General features: G+C 46.6%; 11 protein-coding genes and 1 CRISPR repeat array. Of the genes, 6 read left to right on the top strand and 5 right to left on the bottom strand.

Annotated features, from left to right (window positions below; genetic code table 11):
• Positions 1-46: 46 nt before the first annotated feature.
• Complete coding sequence (locus D570_RS0105890; protein WP_018143466.1) at positions 47-2947, bottom strand: glycoside hydrolase family 3 protein; 2901 nt, start codon at positions 2945-2947, stop codon at positions 47-49.
• A gap of 310 nt (positions 2948-3257) precedes the next feature.
• Between D570_RS0105890 and D570_RS0105885 the strand changes: the two genes are divergently transcribed.
• From D570_RS0105885 to D570_RS0105860, 6 genes are all read left to right on the top strand, one after another.
• Positions 3258-3878, top strand: coding sequence for a TetR/AcrR family transcriptional regulator (locus tag D570_RS0105885; RefSeq protein ID WP_156812257.1), 621 nt, complete (start codon positions 3258-3260; stop codon positions 3876-3878).
• Between the two features lie 186 nt (positions 3879-4064).
• On the top strand, positions 4065-5483 hold the full coding sequence (locus tag D570_RS0105880; RefSeq protein WP_018143464.1) for an MATE family efflux transporter: 1419 nt from the start codon (positions 4065-4067) through the stop codon (positions 5481-5483).
• Positions 5484-5623: 140 nt separating this feature from the next.
• A complete protein-coding gene (locus tag D570_RS0105875; RefSeq protein WP_018143463.1) occupies positions 5624-6235 on the top strand; it encodes a TetR/AcrR family transcriptional regulator in 612 nt (203 codons plus the stop codon).
• Positions 6236-6260: 25 nt separating this feature from the next.
• Positions 6261-7127, top strand: a complete 867-nt coding sequence (locus D570_RS0105870) for an aldo/keto reductase (RefSeq protein WP_018143462.1) — start codon at positions 6261-6263, stop codon at positions 7125-7127.
• A 39-nt stretch (positions 7128-7166) separates the two neighbouring features.
• The gene (locus D570_RS0105865) at positions 7167-8012 is read left to right on the top strand and encodes an aldo/keto reductase (protein WP_018143461.1); all 846 of its coding nucleotides are present in this window, start codon (positions 7167-7169) and stop codon (positions 8010-8012) included.
• Between the two features lie 389 nt (positions 8013-8401).
• A complete protein-coding gene (locus D570_RS0105860) occupies positions 8402-9145 on the top strand; it encodes an SDR family NAD(P)-dependent oxidoreductase (RefSeq protein WP_018143460.1) in 744 nt (247 codons plus the stop codon).
• 331 nt (positions 9146-9476) lie between these two features.
• A CRISPR array of direct repeats spans positions 9477-10409; the repeat unit is 36 nt; unit sequence GCTGTGAATTAGCTTTCTACCTCTTTGATAAAATGG.
• A 50-nt stretch (positions 10410-10459) separates the two neighbouring features.
• On the opposite strand, the gene cas2 is transcribed toward D570_RS0105860, so the two are convergent.
• The 4 genes from cas2 to D570_RS0105840 all read right to left on the bottom strand — a co-directional run bounded on the left by cas2 (position 10460) and on the right by D570_RS0105840 (position 16957).
• Positions 10460-10792, bottom strand: coding sequence for a CRISPR-associated endonuclease Cas2 (cas2, locus tag D570_RS0105855; RefSeq protein ID WP_018143459.1), 333 nt, complete (start codon positions 10790-10792; stop codon positions 10460-10462).
• Between the two features lies 1 nt (position 10793).
• Complete coding sequence (gene cas1 / locus D570_RS0105850; RefSeq protein WP_018143458.1) at positions 10794-11696, bottom strand: type II CRISPR-associated endonuclease Cas1; 903 nt, start codon at positions 11694-11696, stop codon at positions 10794-10796.
• Between the two features lie 11 nt (positions 11697-11707).
• Positions 11708-14935: a type II CRISPR RNA-guided endonuclease Cas9 gene (cas9, locus tag D570_RS08910; protein WP_407636343.1), complete on the bottom strand. Its 3228-nt coding sequence runs from the start codon at positions 14933-14935 to the stop codon at positions 11708-11710.
• 1029 nt (positions 14936-15964) lie between these two features.
• Positions 15965-16957 carry an aldo/keto reductase gene (locus D570_RS0105840; protein ID WP_018143456.1) on the bottom strand — a complete coding sequence of 331 codons (993 nt, stop codon included), beginning with the start codon at positions 16955-16957 and terminating at the stop codon, positions 15965-15967.
• Positions 16958-17026: the final 69 nt, after the last annotated feature.

Genomic DNA, 17026 nt, shown 5'->3' with positions numbered 1-17026 from the left:
TACGAGGTAGTTCCTCTGAGCTATGGGTATGAGCTATGGGTATGAGCTATGCCTGGATTTCCGCTTGCTTTCCGCGTGCGATGAATCGGCGAATAGCAATGAACAGCAATCCCGCCAAAATCAAGCCGAGGATAACATCGACGACAATCAAGGTAATCTTCCACGCATCCATGTGCGATTGCGGCTCACCATTCTCGTACGCCCAGGAATTCACCGTGGTGTAGAGGATATTATGTGCAGCGCGGCGCATTTCCTTGACGGCTGTAGCGCTCACATTTGTCACATAATTGGTGGTCTTTGCCGTAGCCAGCATAATGTCTGTGCCACCGCGGATGAGCTGATCCGCATTTTGGTAGCTGTAGTTAGGACCCGAGAAGTAATCGGTTTCCACCATGCCTCTAAAGCCCCACTCATCGCGCAAAACCGTCTGATTCAAGGCGAGCTTTGCACTGGTGTAGGTGTTACCAATGTAATTGAAGGAGCTCATGATGGCCATGGACTTGACATTGCCTTCATTGGCCGTCTTCACTACGGTCTCGAATGGCTTCAAGTAAATCTCACGAATTGCTTGCTCGTTTGACCATGTGGTCAGCTGACCATTGCGCTGAGTTTCCTGCTCGTTCAAGGCAAAGTGCTTGGTAAAGGCGTACACGCCATACTCGGCAGCACCCATCACCTGACCGGAAGCCAAAGTGCCCGTCAACGTCGGATCTTCGGAGAAGTACTCGAAGTTACGTCCACCAAACTCACTGCGGTGCATATTGATGGATGGCGCATACCAACCGGTGATATTGAGCTCGTGCGCCATTTCGCCGATGTTTTCGCCGAATTGCTTGGCCAAATCCTTGTTCCAGCTGTTTGCTAGTACGACGTTTGCAGGCAAACCGATGGAAGACACACCCGTGAAGTTATCCTTCAAAGCCGCCGGACCATCTACATCGGAGAGACGAATCTTTCCAATAGATGCGATAGCAGCGTTGCCGTAGCCACCGTTTGCGATGAGTTCGTTCATTTCATCCACCGTCAGCTCATCGAGCAAGGCATCCCACTGCTCATCGTCGTAGTCCTTACCACGCAAATCCGCCAAACGCACGCCGTTCTTCGCTCCGGTCGTTGGCATGGTATCGGATGGATTATCAAACTGCGTGGAGTCGTAATTGCCATTGTTATAATAGGTGGCCTTGACCTCATCCGACATAGAGTAATTCGTCGGAGCCGCCGTGGCCTGAGCATAGTTGGCAAAGTTTTGTGCACGGGACAGATATGTCACATCACCGGCCACATCATCAAATGCGTTGGTAGCCACCTGCTGATCTTGACTATGCGTATTGTCTGCAGAATTGTACGTAACAGTGGAATCCACCGTAATATTCTTAGAATCGATGATGTGATGACTATCGCTACGGATAGAAATCGCATAATCACCCTGCTCCAGCACGTATGCCTTCGCATTCTGGTAATCATAAGAAGCCATATCATCATCGTTGAAGGAAATCTGTACATCCTCAGACTGACCCGGCTGCAGCTCGCTCGTCTTTTCGTAGGCTACGAGATTTGCCGTTGCCTTTTCGATGCCGCCTTCGGTGTATGGAGGATTGTAGTAGGCTTCCACCACATCCTTACCGGCTACAGACCCCGTATTTGTGACGGTAACGGTAAAGCTGACCGTGCCGTTTGCATATGTCACATCGCTCATGCTCTGGCTAAAGCTGGTGTAGCTCAAGCCGTATCCGAATGGGTATTGCACGACGTCGTCATAGTTGATAGCGCCCACATCCGCAGCCGTTTCATAGAAGCGATAGCCTACATAAATGCCTTCCACATAGTTGACGAAGCGTGGGGAACGTACACCACGTGCAGATTCGATGGCAAATTCTTGCACATTGTCATACTTAAAATCACCGAAGTTATTGAAACTTGGCGAAGCTGTGAAGTCCTTGATGAAGGTATCGGCTGTCTTGCCAGATGGATTGACGGTGCCATTCAGGATTTCACCCAAGGCCTTGAAGCCCGCCTGTCCTGGGTGAGGCGTCCACACAACGGACTTAATCTGTGGATAATCATTGAGGAAGCTCATTTCAAAGGCGTTTGCGCCATTGTACACAAGGACAACCTTGTCAAAGTTTGAGGTGACGAGGTCCAACATATCCTTTTCTGTGCGGTCCAGCTCCAAATAGTGCTGACCATCCTCGAAATCCTTGTATTCGGTGGAATTATTGTTGTAAACTACACCTTCGGCATTCATATCCTTCGGCAGATCCAAGCCTTCACCGCCTACTCGCCCAATGACGACGACTGCAGTGTCTGAGTAATTCTTTGCATTATCCATCAAGCTTTGGCTGTACTGCGTGGCTGGAGGCTCCGGTAAGGTCCAATCAGCCTTTGTCACAGCAATTTCGCCGCGAGACGTGGAGTAATCCGTATAGAACTTGCTCAGTTCCTCGTTGGTTTTGAAGCCCGCATCGTTTAAGGAATCCAAAATCGACGTAGTTGGATAGGCATCAGACAAAGCGCCGGAACCAGTACCACCATAAATCGGGTTTGTGGAAGCCCAGCCAAAGACGTTGATATTGCCCGGATTTGCGATAGGCAACGTATTGTCATTATTTTGCAGAAGCACAGAGCCTTCGCGCTCCATGTCCACGGCTAAATTGTTTGTTTTTTCGATCGTTGCATCCGACAATGCCAGTTTGGCGCTGGTGGATAACGTAATCACGCTGCTCAGTGGCCCCAAGAGCATCATATTGATAGAAACAACGGCTGCAATGGCCGCCACAATCCATGCACTCGAATGAGTGAGTTTGCGGACACGACCATTTTTTATCGTGGCCTTATTTACGCTCATAGTTGCAATTAAAGCGAGCGCGAGCACTACGCCTATTGCGATTAGATAGACTCGGATAGAGCCCAGCACAGCAAGAACATCATCGATGTTGAGTTCCAGCATCTTTCCCCTCCATTGGTTGCGATTGTTGCGATCAAGTCACCTGTGACAAGATTTACTACGCAATAGATTGAGCGTAAAAGACTTCTGACACGCGCTCAATGACCACATCGGCGATTTCTGTGGCAATGCCACATTTTGGCTATAATTGGATACATTGGAAGCACCCGGGATACAGTACGTACAAGGGCCGTGCTTGCACAGCGCGTATAGGTACATCGGCGGCTTGCGAGACATGCTTCGTTTCGCTGAGCTATACCGCGTAAGGGGTGCAGAACGCTAGTGCGGTAAAGACCCAGAGAATTGAGGACGAGTGGTAACGCATAATACGGAACACGACCATTCAGAGCGGTGGATGCGCACGCATTATGCCATTCAGCGCGCCTTTTATGCATTGTCTGCGCATCATTCTCCCGATGAGATTACTGTTTCTTCTATTGCGCAGCATGCGGGCATTCATCGCAAAACCTTTTATTTGCATTATTCGAGTGTGGAAGAGTTGTACGAAGCCCGCATCGAAGAACTCGTTTCTGACTTTGCAAAATCTTTAGATGCGCTGCCTCAGCCGTTTAATTACTACGATTTATCGCTGAATATGTTCCGTTTTTATTCGTCCACGGAAGATATCGAGCGGATTTTTATCAATCCACACTACAGAACTTTTGCCGATACCATCATTACGGGTACAACTCGGCATAGCCGCAGTCTGTACAATCCGTATCGCAATTTCTCCGAAGCCGAGCAGGAATTGATTAACACCTTCGTCGTGTATTCCTCCGTAAACGTTTGGCGTCGTTGGGTGATGTCTGGCAAGCAGATACCCATGGAAGACGCAGCTCGACTTTTAGGTCGGCTACTCGAGCATGGCGTCTCTTCTATTCGTGCGCCATATGAGGGACCTCCTGTGGAGTCGCCGCACATGAATATGCATTAAACGCGTTGCCCCTATACATCTGGGCGGTGAAACCACGACGTGCACATCGCAAAGGCAAACCCTGCGTTCAATCTAACGTGTGGACAACGCAGTTTTCTGCTCAGCAGTTTCTCATCTAGCTTCCGTCCAGTGCCGCGCCTGCTAGGAAGCATTCTATCCCTCGTAGTGTGCTAGCATGAGCGCATAATGAGAAAGAAGATTCCCACCTCTGCCGAGCTTTTACATCAGCTCCAAAATGGCAATGCACTATCGATTCGCCGCAGTATTTTACTGGTCGTTTTGCTGTCGTTGCCTACGATTGCAGCACAGTTTTCCTACATTGTCATGCAGTATATCGATGCAGCCATGGTGGGACATCTGAGTACACAGGCCTCCGCGTCCATTGGGCTTATTTCGCCTGTGACGTGGCTTTTCCAAGGTTTGTGCGCTGCGCTGACTGCGGGATTTAGCGTGCAAATGGCTCAGCGTTTCGGTTCTCAAAATGACAAAGAAGCGCGCAATATCATGAAGCAGGGCTTTATCATCGGTGCTGTGTTTTCTGCCTTTTTATGCGCGGTCATCGTAAGTCTGTCTTTTGTGCTACCGACATGGCTGGGTGGTGCGCCGGAGATTCGCCAAGGTGCCACCGAGTATCTGAGCATTTTTGGAATCTCCATTTTTGCTTTGCAGGTGACAACCATGGGCAGCACCATGGTCCAAAGCTCTGGCAATATGAAGCTACCCGGTTTTGTCAGCGTCGTCATGTGTTTATGCGATGTGCTGTTTAATTCTTGGCTTATTTTTCCGCCGACCACGTACACGTTTTTCGGCCTGAGCATTCCTTGGTTCGGCGCGAATATGGGCGTGGCTGGCGCTGCGGCTGGTACAGGTTTAGCAGAGCTGGTAGGTGCGCTGATTTATCTGTGGTACATGTTTACGCACAATGATTTGCTTCGACTGCGTACTGGGGAGCGCGTACGTTTTCGACGCAGCACGCTGATGACGGCTCTGCGCATTGGCACACCAGTGGCCATCGAAAATGCGGTCACCAATAGTGCTCAGGTCATGAGTACGAAGATTATTGCACCTTTGGGCACGACGGCTATTGCAGCAAACTCCTTTGCCGTCACTGCGGAAAGCATTTGCTATCAGCCTGGTTTTGGTATCGGCACGGCGGCTACCGCTATCGTGGGGCAATCCATTGGCGCTCATCAAAAACGCATGGCGCGTCGTTTTGCATGGCTTTCCATAGGTCTCGGCATGCTCACCATGACAGCTGGCGCTGTGGTGCTTTTTATCTTTGCACCTCAAATGATTGGCCTGCTCTCCCCTGACCTGGCGATTCAAGACATGGGTGGGACTGCGCTGCGCATTGGTATGATTGCCGAGCCGTTCTTTGCTGCATCAATCGTCTCCTCCGCTGCCCTGCGCGGCGCGGGTGACACCTTTGCCTCGAGCTTATTTAACGCCGGCACGATTTGGGCTATTCGCGTGCCTTTATCCGTAATCTTCTGCCCTTTGATGGGCATTAATGGCTACTGGCTCGCCTGCGTCATCCAATGGTGGATTTGTGGCAGTCTGTTTTTATGGCGCGTCAAAAGTGGCGTATGGCTCAAACGCCTCTAACATTCCTAAATTCCGGCAATTTTCCAGTCTCTGTACTCTTTTTGTGCAGAGTTTTTTATACTCAAATTTTCATTGAGCATAATTCATTGAATATGATTCAATGAATGTGGTACAGTTAGATTACGAACGGAGGTGATGACATGAATAAACGACAGTTAGCCGCTCAAGAAACGCGACGCAAGATTATTGCGGCCGCAAAAGAAATTATCAATGAAAAAGGCTTGGCAAATACGTCCATCGCTGAAATTACGCAGAAAAGCGGTGTAGCTAATGGCACGTTTTACACCTATTTCAAGCGTAAAGAGGATATTGTGTATGCACTGAGCCACGACACCTACCAACAAGTACTCGACGATGCTCTCGCCTATGCGGGCGATTTTGAAGCACGCATGACTTTTTTCCTTGTGGGTTACGCGCGCAGTATTGAAGGCAGTGGGTTAAAGCTCTGCCAAGAATGGGTGCGCAACACCGTGGATCCAAATCTTGTGGAAAATGAAGCGGACCGCAATAAGCTCGCTTTCGACATCCACTCCACCGCCGAACTCATCCAAGATGGCGTTGAACGCGGCGAACTAGAACCCTCCACTCCGGTCAAAATTCTGGCACACACGTTAATGGATGTGATTTATGGCCAGATGCTGTGCTGGGACATGTCCGATGGCGCATACAGCTTCACCGATCGCACGCAAGAATTCTGTGCACTATTTCTGCACCCGATGCTTGCCCCTTATATGCTTTCCCCCAAACATTAATCAATTCACTATTTAAGGAACACACATGACTACTATTCCTACAAAAACCTTGAATGACGGCGTAAACATCCCCGTGTACGGCTTCGGTACTTATCTTATTCCAGCAGACGGCAGCACCTATAAGGCTGTGCGCGAGGCATTGGATTTGGGCATTCGCCACATCGATACCGCCGTGGCATATTTCAACGAGCAAGAGGTGGGCAAGGCTGTGCGCGATAGCGGCATCGACCGCAAGGATCTGTTTATCACCAGCAAGCTGTGGTTGCAGGACTACGGCTACGAACCGGCTACCAAGGCTATCGAGACTTCTTTGCGCAAGCTTGATATGGACTATATGGATCTGTATTTGATCCACCAGCCTTATGGCGATGTACCAGGCGCCTGGAAGGCTATGAAAGATGCGAAGGCTGCGAGCAAGATCCGCTCCATCGGCGTGAGCAATATGACTCCTAAGATTTGGGATCATTTCATCCCATCGTTCGAGACTATGCCTTCGGTCAATCAGGTGGAATTTAATCCATACTTCCAGCAAAAAGAACTGCGTACGCGCATGGATGCTGCAAATGTAGCTTTGGAAGGCTGGGCTCCATTGGGTCAGGGTAATGCTGAGCTTTTAAGTAATGCCGTGATTACTAAGATTGCTCAGTCTCACGGCAAGAATGCAGGACAGGTAGTTTTGCGCTTTGAGATTCAGGAAGGTGCCATCGTATTCCCTAAGTCTACGAAGGTGGAACGCATGCGTAGCAATATGGATATCTTCGACTTCGAGCTGAGCGAATCCGAGATGGATGCTATCCGCGCTTTGGATAAGGGCAAGCCAGCGTTTGATCACGACGCACCGGGCGTGGCAGACATGCTTATCAACGCTTTCGATGTGCATGCAAACGATTAATTGAAGAACTATTGAAGGCTACCGGAAGGAATGCAAAACATGGAATTTAGAGAACTTTATAACGGCGTTAAAATGCCAATGCTCGGATTTGGTGTGTATCAAATTCCTGAGCATGAGGATGCCAAGCAAGCGGTTTTGACCGCGCTGCGCACGGGTTATCGCCTCATTGACACTGCGCAGGCATATATGAACGAGGCTGCTGTGGGCGAAGCCATCAAGGAAAGCGGCATCCCACGTAAGGATATTTTCATCACCACCAAGCTGTGGATTCAGGACTTTTCTTACGATGGCGCATTGGCCGCGACAGAGCGCTCGCTGGAACGTCTAGGCGTGGATTACATCGATTTGATGCTCCTCCACCAGCCAATGGGCGATTATATCAACGCATGGAAGGCTTTAGAGAAGCTGTACAAGGATGGCAAATTACGCGCTATCGGCATGGCAAACTGCTACCCACATGTGATCGCTGATTTGGCGGAAACTTTCGAGATTAAGCCAATGATTAACCAGGTGGAAATCCACCCATTCTTCCAGCAGCAGCGCAACATCGACACCATGAACGTCTACGACATCGTGCCCGAAGCATGGGGCCCATTCGATGAGGGACATCGTGACTTCTTCAACAATCCGATTTTGACGTCGATTGGCGCCAAGTATGGAAAGAGTGCAGCTCAGGTGGCCTTGCGTTGGAATATCCAGCGTGGCGTGGTGGTCATCCCAAAGTCTGTGCATGAAGAGCGTATCCAAGCCAACTTCGATGTGTTTGACTTCGAGCTAAGCGATGAGGACATGGCACAAATTGCAACCATGGACTTGGGACACAGCGAGATTGTGGATCATTTCGATCCGCATTTTGTAAAGGCGCTGCATGGGTTTAAGTTTTAGGCGCTTATGACGTAACTGAAGTGGAAACGCTGATTTCTTTCGTTTGCTTCATCCGAGAGGAGTTGGCGTGCTTCATTTTATGTGAGGACTCGCGCAACTATACAGTGCACATTGGCTATTTTGTAAACGTGTACACAAATATGGTATATATAATAGTGGGGGGTAGTGAGCGCTCCAAGCACAAAGTTGTTCTTCGTTTTAGACAGTGGTTGTGAAGGCACGCTGAACACTCTCAGAACCATTGCCATAGGCGTATATTAGATTGACATTGGTACATATTGAGAACGGCTAGGGATAAATCTCTAGCCGTTCTCATTTTTTATCCAGAGCGATGCCCATTCAAGCGCGTTGTATAATAACCATGCATTCTTTCAAACAAAGGAGTTTTTATGTCTAAAGTTGCATTGGTTACGGGTGGCACCAGCGGTATCGGACTTGCCGTAGCTAAAAAGTATTTGTCAAAAGGCTATAGCGTAGTCGCAGCAAGTGTGGATCGCACAGAAGTAGTCGAAGCTGCACTTGCAGAACTCTCCCCTCTCGGCCCTGTCATTGCAGTGCACTGCAATGTAGCAAACGTGGAAGATTGCCGCGCAGCAGTGCAGACCACCTTGGATACCTATGACAGCATTGATGTACTTGCGAACGTAGCAGGCGTGACCGGCCGCCGCACATCCTTCCTAGACGCAGATCTTTCTGACATCGCAAACACCATCAACATCAACCTCATGGGTAGCATCAATATGGCTCAGTCTGTGGCAAAAGTCATGGTCGGACAGCATGCGGGCGTCATCATCAACGTTGGATCCATCTGCGGTTTCATCGCTAACTCGGAAACTATCGGCTATCACGCTTCCAAGGGCGGCGTGAAAATGTTTACACAGGCCCTCGCCCGAGAACTCTCCCCTCAAGGCGTGCGCGTCTTTTCTGTAGCTCCCGGCTGGGTAAAGACCGCCATGGTCGACGATGACACCGTCAAACTTGGAGCGACTTTCCACATGCGCGGCGACCGCATCATCTCCCCTGAAGAAGTGGCGAATGTGATTTATTTACTCTCGCTGGAGGAAGCGGTTGCTGTGAATGGTACCACCGTCATGGTGGATGATGGGTACTCGGCTTTTAAAGGGTTGTTCTAGGTCAAATAACTATACCCTGCTTAACTAGCCAATGTCAGGATATCACCCGTTTTCTATACATATACATTACTCTTTTCGTTCTGTATGGACCAATGACTTGAAAAATGCGTTTTTATACTCTCATACTCGGTAGGCCCATAGCGTTGCATTAGTCACAGATAATTTCGCTTGAATTCGGCACAATCTGACCAATTATTCGTTAAACGAAACGAAAAAGAGTTCAATCAGAACTCAAAGTCAGATTCAAAAGAAATTAGCGGTAATACAAAATATTATTGTAGTATTAGCATTCCTTTGGTAACATACGATTATCATTCTAATTTATATAATAGCTGTGAATTAGCTTTCTACCTCTTTGATAAAATGGTAATGCGCTCGTCAAAACCGTGACAGAAGCTGTGAATTAGCTTTCTACCTCTTTGATAAAATGGTTGCATTCCACAAGGATTCGTTGACGAAGCTGTGAATTAGCTTTCTACCTCTTTGATAAAATGGTCACTTGCGCTAGATACTGTTTCACGGCGCTGTGAATTAGCTTTCTACCTCTTTGATAAAATGGAAGTAGTTGCGGATTATACCGTGCCCAGGCTGTGAATTAGCTTTCTACCTCTTTGATAAAATGGGACAGGCTATCAGGATACTCCATGGAATGCTGTGAATTAGCTTTCTACCTCTTTGATAAAATGGTCCTGTGGAGGGCTATTCGGGTGTGATTGCTGTGAATTAGCTTTCTACCTCTTTGATAAAATGGACATACGACAATCATATTTGCTATTGTGGCTGTGAATTAGCTTTCTACCTCTTTGATAAAATGGTCGAAAGCGGATTACGCTTTCCTCCTCAGCTGTGAATTAGCTTTCTACCTCTTTGATAAAATGGCACACGGCTACCATACGTACAGCAGACAGCTGTGAATTAGCTTTCTACCTCTTTGATAAAATGGCGTGTTCGTTGACTGTGGATGTACGGTGGCTGTGAATTAGCTTTCTACCTCTTTGATAAAATGGCCACGAGCCCGCTCCATGCGTCCGTGAAGCTGTGAATTAGCTTTCTACCTCTTTGATAAAATGGGGCACGTCTAAGAGGCGTTTAAAATCTTGCTGTGAATTAGCTTTCTACCTCTTTGATAAAATGGATGACGAGGAAGGTGATGGCAGCGATGAGCTGTGAATTAGCTTTCTACCTCTTTGATAAAATGGCAATCCCCACATCAAAAAGCGCTCGATGTGCTGTGAATTAGCTTTCTACCTCTTTGATAAAATGGAGCAATCCGATCAAAGAGGTAGATTTAAACCTTTTCAAGCACTTTAACGTTCAAAAAAGCATAAGTGTGTCAGGCGTTTCGTTGTTTGCTTCCTCCTTCAAATTGCAAAAACGAAGGGATTTTGACCACTGTTTATCAGTTATATGCAAAATTCTTACTTTTCCATTAGGAGGAAGATTTTCTTTAACTTTGATGACCGTTGTACGATTACCGTCTGCAGTTGGTGTGTATCGAGCGTAAACCGAAAATTGAATCATGCAGTATCCCATGTCCAAGAGCAAATTTCTAAAAACCACAGCGTCGTGTCGTTCGCGTTTAGTTTGGACCGGCAGATCAAACATTACTAAGCACCACATTCCCCCACTGTCCTCATCGACTTTCATGTTAATCCTTCATGTATTGCGGGATGACTATTTTATCTATCTTCTTCTCCACATAGAGAGCATATTGCTGACTGAAATCGTTAATTTTGCTCGGTATCGTTAGACCTTCTCCATTGAATTGTCTATTGATACTCTGAACCAAATATTGCTTGACTTCTTTGTCAATTAACGAATCAGTTTCCGAAAGCTGTGACACCATGAAATCAACCGAGGGTCGAAATACTTCGATTAAATCATCGGCCAAACAGAAGTAATTTCCTCCATTGTGATGATGAATACCTAAACACGGGCACAAACCTGCCGAAATCACAGCCTTTATAGTAAATCCTCGAAGAATTGTGTATGCATAATCTAACTGCCCATTTCTGGTATCTCCTTCTCCTGGAATTCTGTGAAAATCTGTATCACAGGCAAATAATGCTTTCCAGTAATCTCGAGCCGCTCTGCCTTCAATATTGGTTAAATCGCCTGAACGAACTTCAGAGGCAAGACCGCGTAAATGACCGCCACCATCAATACCTAACTGATCCAGCACAGCTGCCTGACCTCGGATTTTGGACTGAATTATTTTGCCCCATAAATTTTTCTGACGGGGAATAGTTTGCTCAATCTGAGCACGATAACGCATATTTATGCGTGTATTAATCACAGACCACGGATGCATAGCCGAAATAGGTATCCCTCTCCAATCACAGATCATGACCGAGACACCGTATTCTGAACACTGATGCAGAAGGCCTGCAGAGCACGAGCAATGCAGACCTATCAAAAGCACGGCGACATCAGTAAGTGGCACACCAGCGGACATGCCTTTTACTGAGTCACAAACAAGAAGCTGACCACGTTCATATCTCAGTGAGCCTTTCAGCTCAGTACAGTCCACGATGCGCCACGCACTTTGCATTTCACACCTTCTTAGTCACACCATCGGTAGGATACTGGCAGCCCGGCCTTCGACTTCCAGCGAGGCTCACCTAGACCGTTTCGTCGAATGACAACCGGCTTGAACTTGGAAACGATATCGACAGATGGAGTCCAACCATCTTTGAAAAACTTATCCAACATAGTTCTCTGCTCCTCTGGTAATTTTTCAATCCCTTCCGAGGCGAGATACGATGGCCTTAGTCTAAATCGGGATGGGCTTTTGAAACCATCGACGACCCAGGTACTATAAATCTCCGGCTTGGAAATCTTTCTCATAATTTCAGCAAATTCTGCGACCTGACCCTTATACGTGGATGTATCCAAATCCAAACGAATTTCATCGCTAATGAACAGATGCCCCACAAACTCAGCCTTACCGCTAAGTACAGCCGCTACAGTTCGAGGTTCAGCGTACCGCATACTTAATGACTGTGGCGGCAACTCAACAGAAAGTAAGTCATCGCTACTATTATGACGCAAATCAACTGTGAAAACGCGAATCATTCCATAAAACACACCAATTTGTTTACCAGCCGAGTTGAACTTTGGACACTTATAAATGCGCACATGATGGAAACCATCACCAAGCTCTACCGACCCACCATTGATAATTAGCTGTGCAGCATCATCGTCGAAGAAGAACACTACATCATTCGCAGAGAAATGTTGCCCATTAACTACGATTTTGCGCGACTTGTTCTCTGGAAGTCCTGTTTCAGCATCATAATCATCGCAACGAGTTAATGCCATGTACAATGCAGGCGTAGAGGCCTTGTTAATTAACTCAGCACTCAATCTATCTCCCAAACGCATTCTTACAAGCTTGTGTATTGTATCCTTGTGAGCCTTGGAATTTCCGAACCTCAATCTATAATCACGTAAAACACTAACCCTATCGTGATCCATAGCATCGTTTACCAGGACCTGCAAGTCCTTCATTTTGTCAATCCACTTACGAAATTGCAATGACCTACCTATATCTAATGGGTAATCTTTCCAAAATGGTTGACCAAGTTTTTCCGGATGAGAAACATACATTTGCGCTATCCTCAATTCGTTTTTTTCATTGAGAATTACCGCAATTTCACGACTCATCATCGATATGACTGCAGCATCCACTGCATGGTGACGTCGATCTAGACGCGTTTTTCCACGAGGACCGGCAAAATGAATCTCTTTCTCAATTCCAGATAACCTGCGTGCTAAAGCAGTGACTTTACCTGGAAATACACCGATTTTTACTTGTTTGTTATCGTTCTTTGGCTTATGCGAAGTGTAATGCTCAGAATTGTAATACCAATCTATCCGCTTTCTGAGTTCGTCTGCCATCCATGCTACGGACTCAATGGATCGATTATCAGGAGCATCATCTTCAGTTTCCTGCTGCAGTCGATTCTTAACTGCACCAATAAAATTTGCACTTGCTTTCTTGCTATATATTCCTGTTGGGAATATGAAAGACTCGGCACGGTCTACAGCAGCTTCGACAGATATACCACGATCCATTGCATACGTACTATGACACCACTTAGAGAATAGAATATTTGATTTACTTCTGTTACAGTCCGCACAAACCGCTGCAAGGTTAGTCCTCTTATTATCCGCACCAACACCTTTTCGGGGGACGATATGATCCAGCTCACAAGTAGAATATGTGATTGTCTTTCCACAATATAAACACTTGCATCCCTGACGCTGTACTGCCTCCCAACGCTTAATCTGAGAATCTTGATATCTGTCAACAGATGGATTTTCAGTCTTCATAGTATTGAAAATCGACTGCCTATATTTAGCTTTTTGCTCTGTATCATGCTGGTACATGCGTGCTACTTTTTCGGATCTAAAACCTTCTCGCACGTGTTCAATATTTACAGATAAGGGCTTGCCCCATCGTTTTGTTGTGTTAAGCATATATCGATTAACAATTTTCAGGACACGATCTACTGAGGGATTACCCACAGGTTCCCCAATTGATGCCTGAGGCGGACGCCAGTTGTCTGTGACACCATAGACATTTTTACGTGCCTCGTGCAAGTTATCTGATGTAGTCAATATTTGCTCCGTTAGCTCATAGCACGCTCGCACTGAGTAAGCAGCTCTACCCGTGGGCAGCTTAATGTTATCTAGCAGAGCAAGTTCGTTGTCATCGAATGAGTCAATGAGATCAAATGCTGATAAATATTTGATATCGTCTCTCGCGGATTCAATATCGAGTGTATTTCCAAGTATTTCAATAAGTGCCTCTTTATCGTCTTCCTTTGAATTGTCCCACCAAGGAAGAATTACTTTTTTCACGAGTTTTTTAAGACCACCATCGGAATCAAGAAGTGCGTAATAAGTTTCAATCACAGGAGCTCTGTTAGAAACACGATCTTCGCCATCTTGAATCCCACCAATCCCCTTAATATCCCTACGATTTACACCCAATTGTTGCGCTACATCCGCCCAGCCCGGACGATTTTTTGTATCAGTATCTGTTAGAACATCGTACGCAATCTGCTTTTCCTTTATACTTAACGGACGCTCGACACCGTTGATATGAAGGCTGAGATTCGCTATTGCAGATGCAATGCGGAATTTCTGGAAAGCTAGAGAAGCCTTTAATGCACGCGCCTCTCCAGTGAGCACATCATTACCAACTGAATCAGTTGCAGAGCCGCGCGGTGAAATCGCATAAAATATTTTATTTATAATTTCTCGGGTAGTTTTTTCATCAATTCCTTGTTGTTTGCAGATATACTCCACCTCATATGCATTGTCCTCTTGCATCAACCTCTGAGGAAAGAGTGCAAACCTATCTGTGTGTTTTGTACTTTTTCTTAATCTGGGTGCAGGCTTATTTTCATTTTCATTCAAGTACTCTGCAACAACTTGAGCAGGCGTTAATCCATCCGCTTTCTTAAACCCAAGGTGAGCGCACATTTCCTCATACTGCTCAGATAGATTCTCGGAACTAATACCATACAAAGATTGTATTGACTTATACGGATTCATCCAGCCACGATGACGAGCAATATGTCTAAAAGCTATAGAAAGCTTACGGATACGAAGGTTTTCATCTGCAATGAATCCATCAGCAAGTTCAGCACGAGCGACCCATGGTTCAAAAGTTTCGTCACCATATTCTACAAGAGGGAAACCGAGACTAAGCAGATACTTATCGAGCTTCACTAAACGAGCACGCCTGCGTCTCCGCATTTTCCTAGTCCTCCGGGCAATACCCGAAACAAGTTTTCTCGTATTACCGTTTTTGTTGTTATTCGGATCTACACCGCCATCGTGAATAAAAACTTTGCATATTTAATATACGAACTGGCTGTCCAACGGAGTTAACTTCGATTGTGGATAATCCAATCCCTGAGAGACCGACATCAATACCTATTCTCATTCTTTTCATATTTATATAATAATGGGCATTTTAAAAAAGTCAAAAAATATAACTCTTCAAATCATATCGAAATTCATAACTGGTATCCTAGACAAGGAGTACCGCATGGAGCTACTGGTATCTTTAAGACACTTGAGTTTTATACAACCCTTATCGTTTAGCCGAGAAAATTCGTCACCAATGTGTGTGTCTAAGCGAATATAACCGAAGCAAACCCCCTCAGGAAATCGTTAATATGTTCATATTCTAGTCGCAATCAAGAGGAATGCTGTTTCCCTCATATAAAAATGATGTAAGAATAATGCGAAGTGTCTGACCAGTCCCACTCAGAAAACCCAATCGGGATGAAACATCGACGCAAAGTGACGTATTGGGACTAAAATGTTGCTTATAGCCTTGATGATGCTTTCTGACACCCGGAGCATCGCAACACTATTGATGCAGTTATGCATAAATAAGCGTCCACAATCACTATCAGTACGTTGCAGATGAATAAAACACATCCACTCCATCCTAGAAATCTTGCCACACTGACTTGCCTCATACGAACAAACTGGGCAGACGGGCATAAGAAATGCGACACCCTCATCGACCGGCATAATTTGACATTTCAGGAGCATACTCAGGCATATTCTATTAGCACGCTAATGCTACATGTATTGTTCCTATTTTTCTTCATATCTGGTAAGACTCACAATTAACAAAACGGGGAGGTCGAGCCTCCCCTGCAGATGAACTATGCGGAATCCCGCATAGAACTTGCTAGAATTCAGGTCGGCTAACGAGTCCGCCCTTACTGTGAATTAGCAATTTTAGTATAATACTGAATCTAACGTTTTATACAATTCGGTTTAATTCTTCTACCACCTATCATGCACATGCTCACGAATGCGCGAATCATACAAGTCTTCGAGCGCATCCATGAGTTCCTGCGGTAGCTCAGCGAGCGCGGCCGCTCCCGCGTTTCCCGTCACTTGAGACACATTGCGTCCGCCTGGAATGACGGTGGTGACGCCCGGTTGTTGCAAAATCCAACGTAGTGCCGCCTGCGCCGGCGTTGCATCTGGCACGAATTTGGCTGCGAGAGCGCTAAATTCTTGTGCCGCTTCTACGCCCACCTCAAAAGGCACACCAGCGAAGGTTTCACCCACATCGAAATGTTCGCCGTGGCGGTTGTAGTTTCGATGATCTGTCAGGGCGAAGGTGGTGTCTTTTGTATACTTTCCGCTCAGCAGTCCGGAGGCGAGCGGCACACGCACGATGATGGCTGTGCCGGTTTCAAGTGCGCGTGGCAATACCTCTTCAAGTGGTTTTCTGCGGAAGATATTGAGGATAATCTGTACGGAAGCGACATTGTCACGCTCCATGGCAAGCAGAGCCTGCTCGCATGTTTCCACGCTCACACCGTAGCGTGCGATGCGTCCTTCATCCACCATAGTGTCCAGATAATCGTATGTGCGCTGAGCGGTAATAACATCGGTTGGCGGGCAGTGTAATTGCACGAGGTCCAAAGTATCCATTTGCAAATTTGCACGTGAGCGGTCGTTCCATGCGAGGAAATGCTCTTGCGTGTACTCTTCGAAAACCTGAGGTGACCGACGCCCCATTTTGGTGGCAATGAAAAGATTGTCCTCGAGATGGCGCTGGCGGAATTCACCAATGAATTTTTCGCTCCTACCATCACCATAAACGTCTGCGGTATCGATGAAATTAATGCCCTGCTGTACAGCCGTTTCAAGGACTTCGTTTGCTTGCTCAGGGCTGACATCGCCCCAATCCGTACCCAGCTGCCAAGTACCTAAACCGATTTCCGAAATGGCTGTGCCCAGTCGAGCGGCTTCTCGCTTTTCCATAGTTCTCCTTGCTTCATCGCAATGATTTATTGTGTATAGCCTAACACGTCTAAAGTAGAAATATCAGCA

Source organism: Alloscardovia criceti DSM 17774 (genome assembly GCF_000376885.1).
GTDB lineage: Bacteria > Actinomycetota > Actinomycetes > Actinomycetales > Bifidobacteriaceae > Alloscardovia > Alloscardovia criceti.
The sequence above is the reverse complement of the archived record's forward strand: the minus strand, read 5'-3'. Positions and strand labels throughout refer to the sequence as shown.

Bases quoted from the DNA above. Each gene is read 5' to 3' on its own strand.
- D570_RS0105840 (WP_018143456.1), bottom strand. From the start codon at position 16,957: ATGGAAAAGCGAGAAGCCGCTCGACTGGGCACAGCCATTTCGGAAATC.
- D570_RS0105890 (WP_018143466.1), bottom strand. From the start codon at position 2,947: ATGCTGGAACTCAACATCGATGATGTTCTTGCTGTGCTGGGCTCTATC.
- cas1 (WP_018143458.1), bottom strand. From the start codon at position 11,696: ATGCAAAGTGCGTGGCGCATCGTGGACTGTACTGAGCTGAAAGGCTCA.
- D570_RS0105870 (WP_018143462.1), top strand. From the start codon at position 6,261: ATGACTACTATTCCTACAAAAACCTTGAATGACGGCGTAAACATCCCC.
- D570_RS0105875 (WP_018143463.1), top strand. From the start codon at position 5,624: ATGAATAAACGACAGTTAGCCGCTCAAGAAACGCGACGCAAGATTATT.
- D570_RS0105880 (WP_018143464.1), top strand. From the start codon at position 4,065: ATGAGAAAGAAGATTCCCACCTCTGCCGAGCTTTTACATCAGCTCCAA.
- D570_RS0105865 (WP_018143461.1), top strand. From the start codon at position 7,167: ATGGAATTTAGAGAACTTTATAACGGCGTTAAAATGCCAATGCTCGGA.
- cas2 (WP_018143459.1), bottom strand. From the start codon at position 10,792: ATGAAAGTCGATGAGGACAGTGGGGGAATGTGGTGCTTAGTAATGTTT.
- D570_RS0105860 (WP_018143460.1), top strand. From the start codon at position 8,402: ATGTCTAAAGTTGCATTGGTTACGGGTGGCACCAGCGGTATCGGACTT.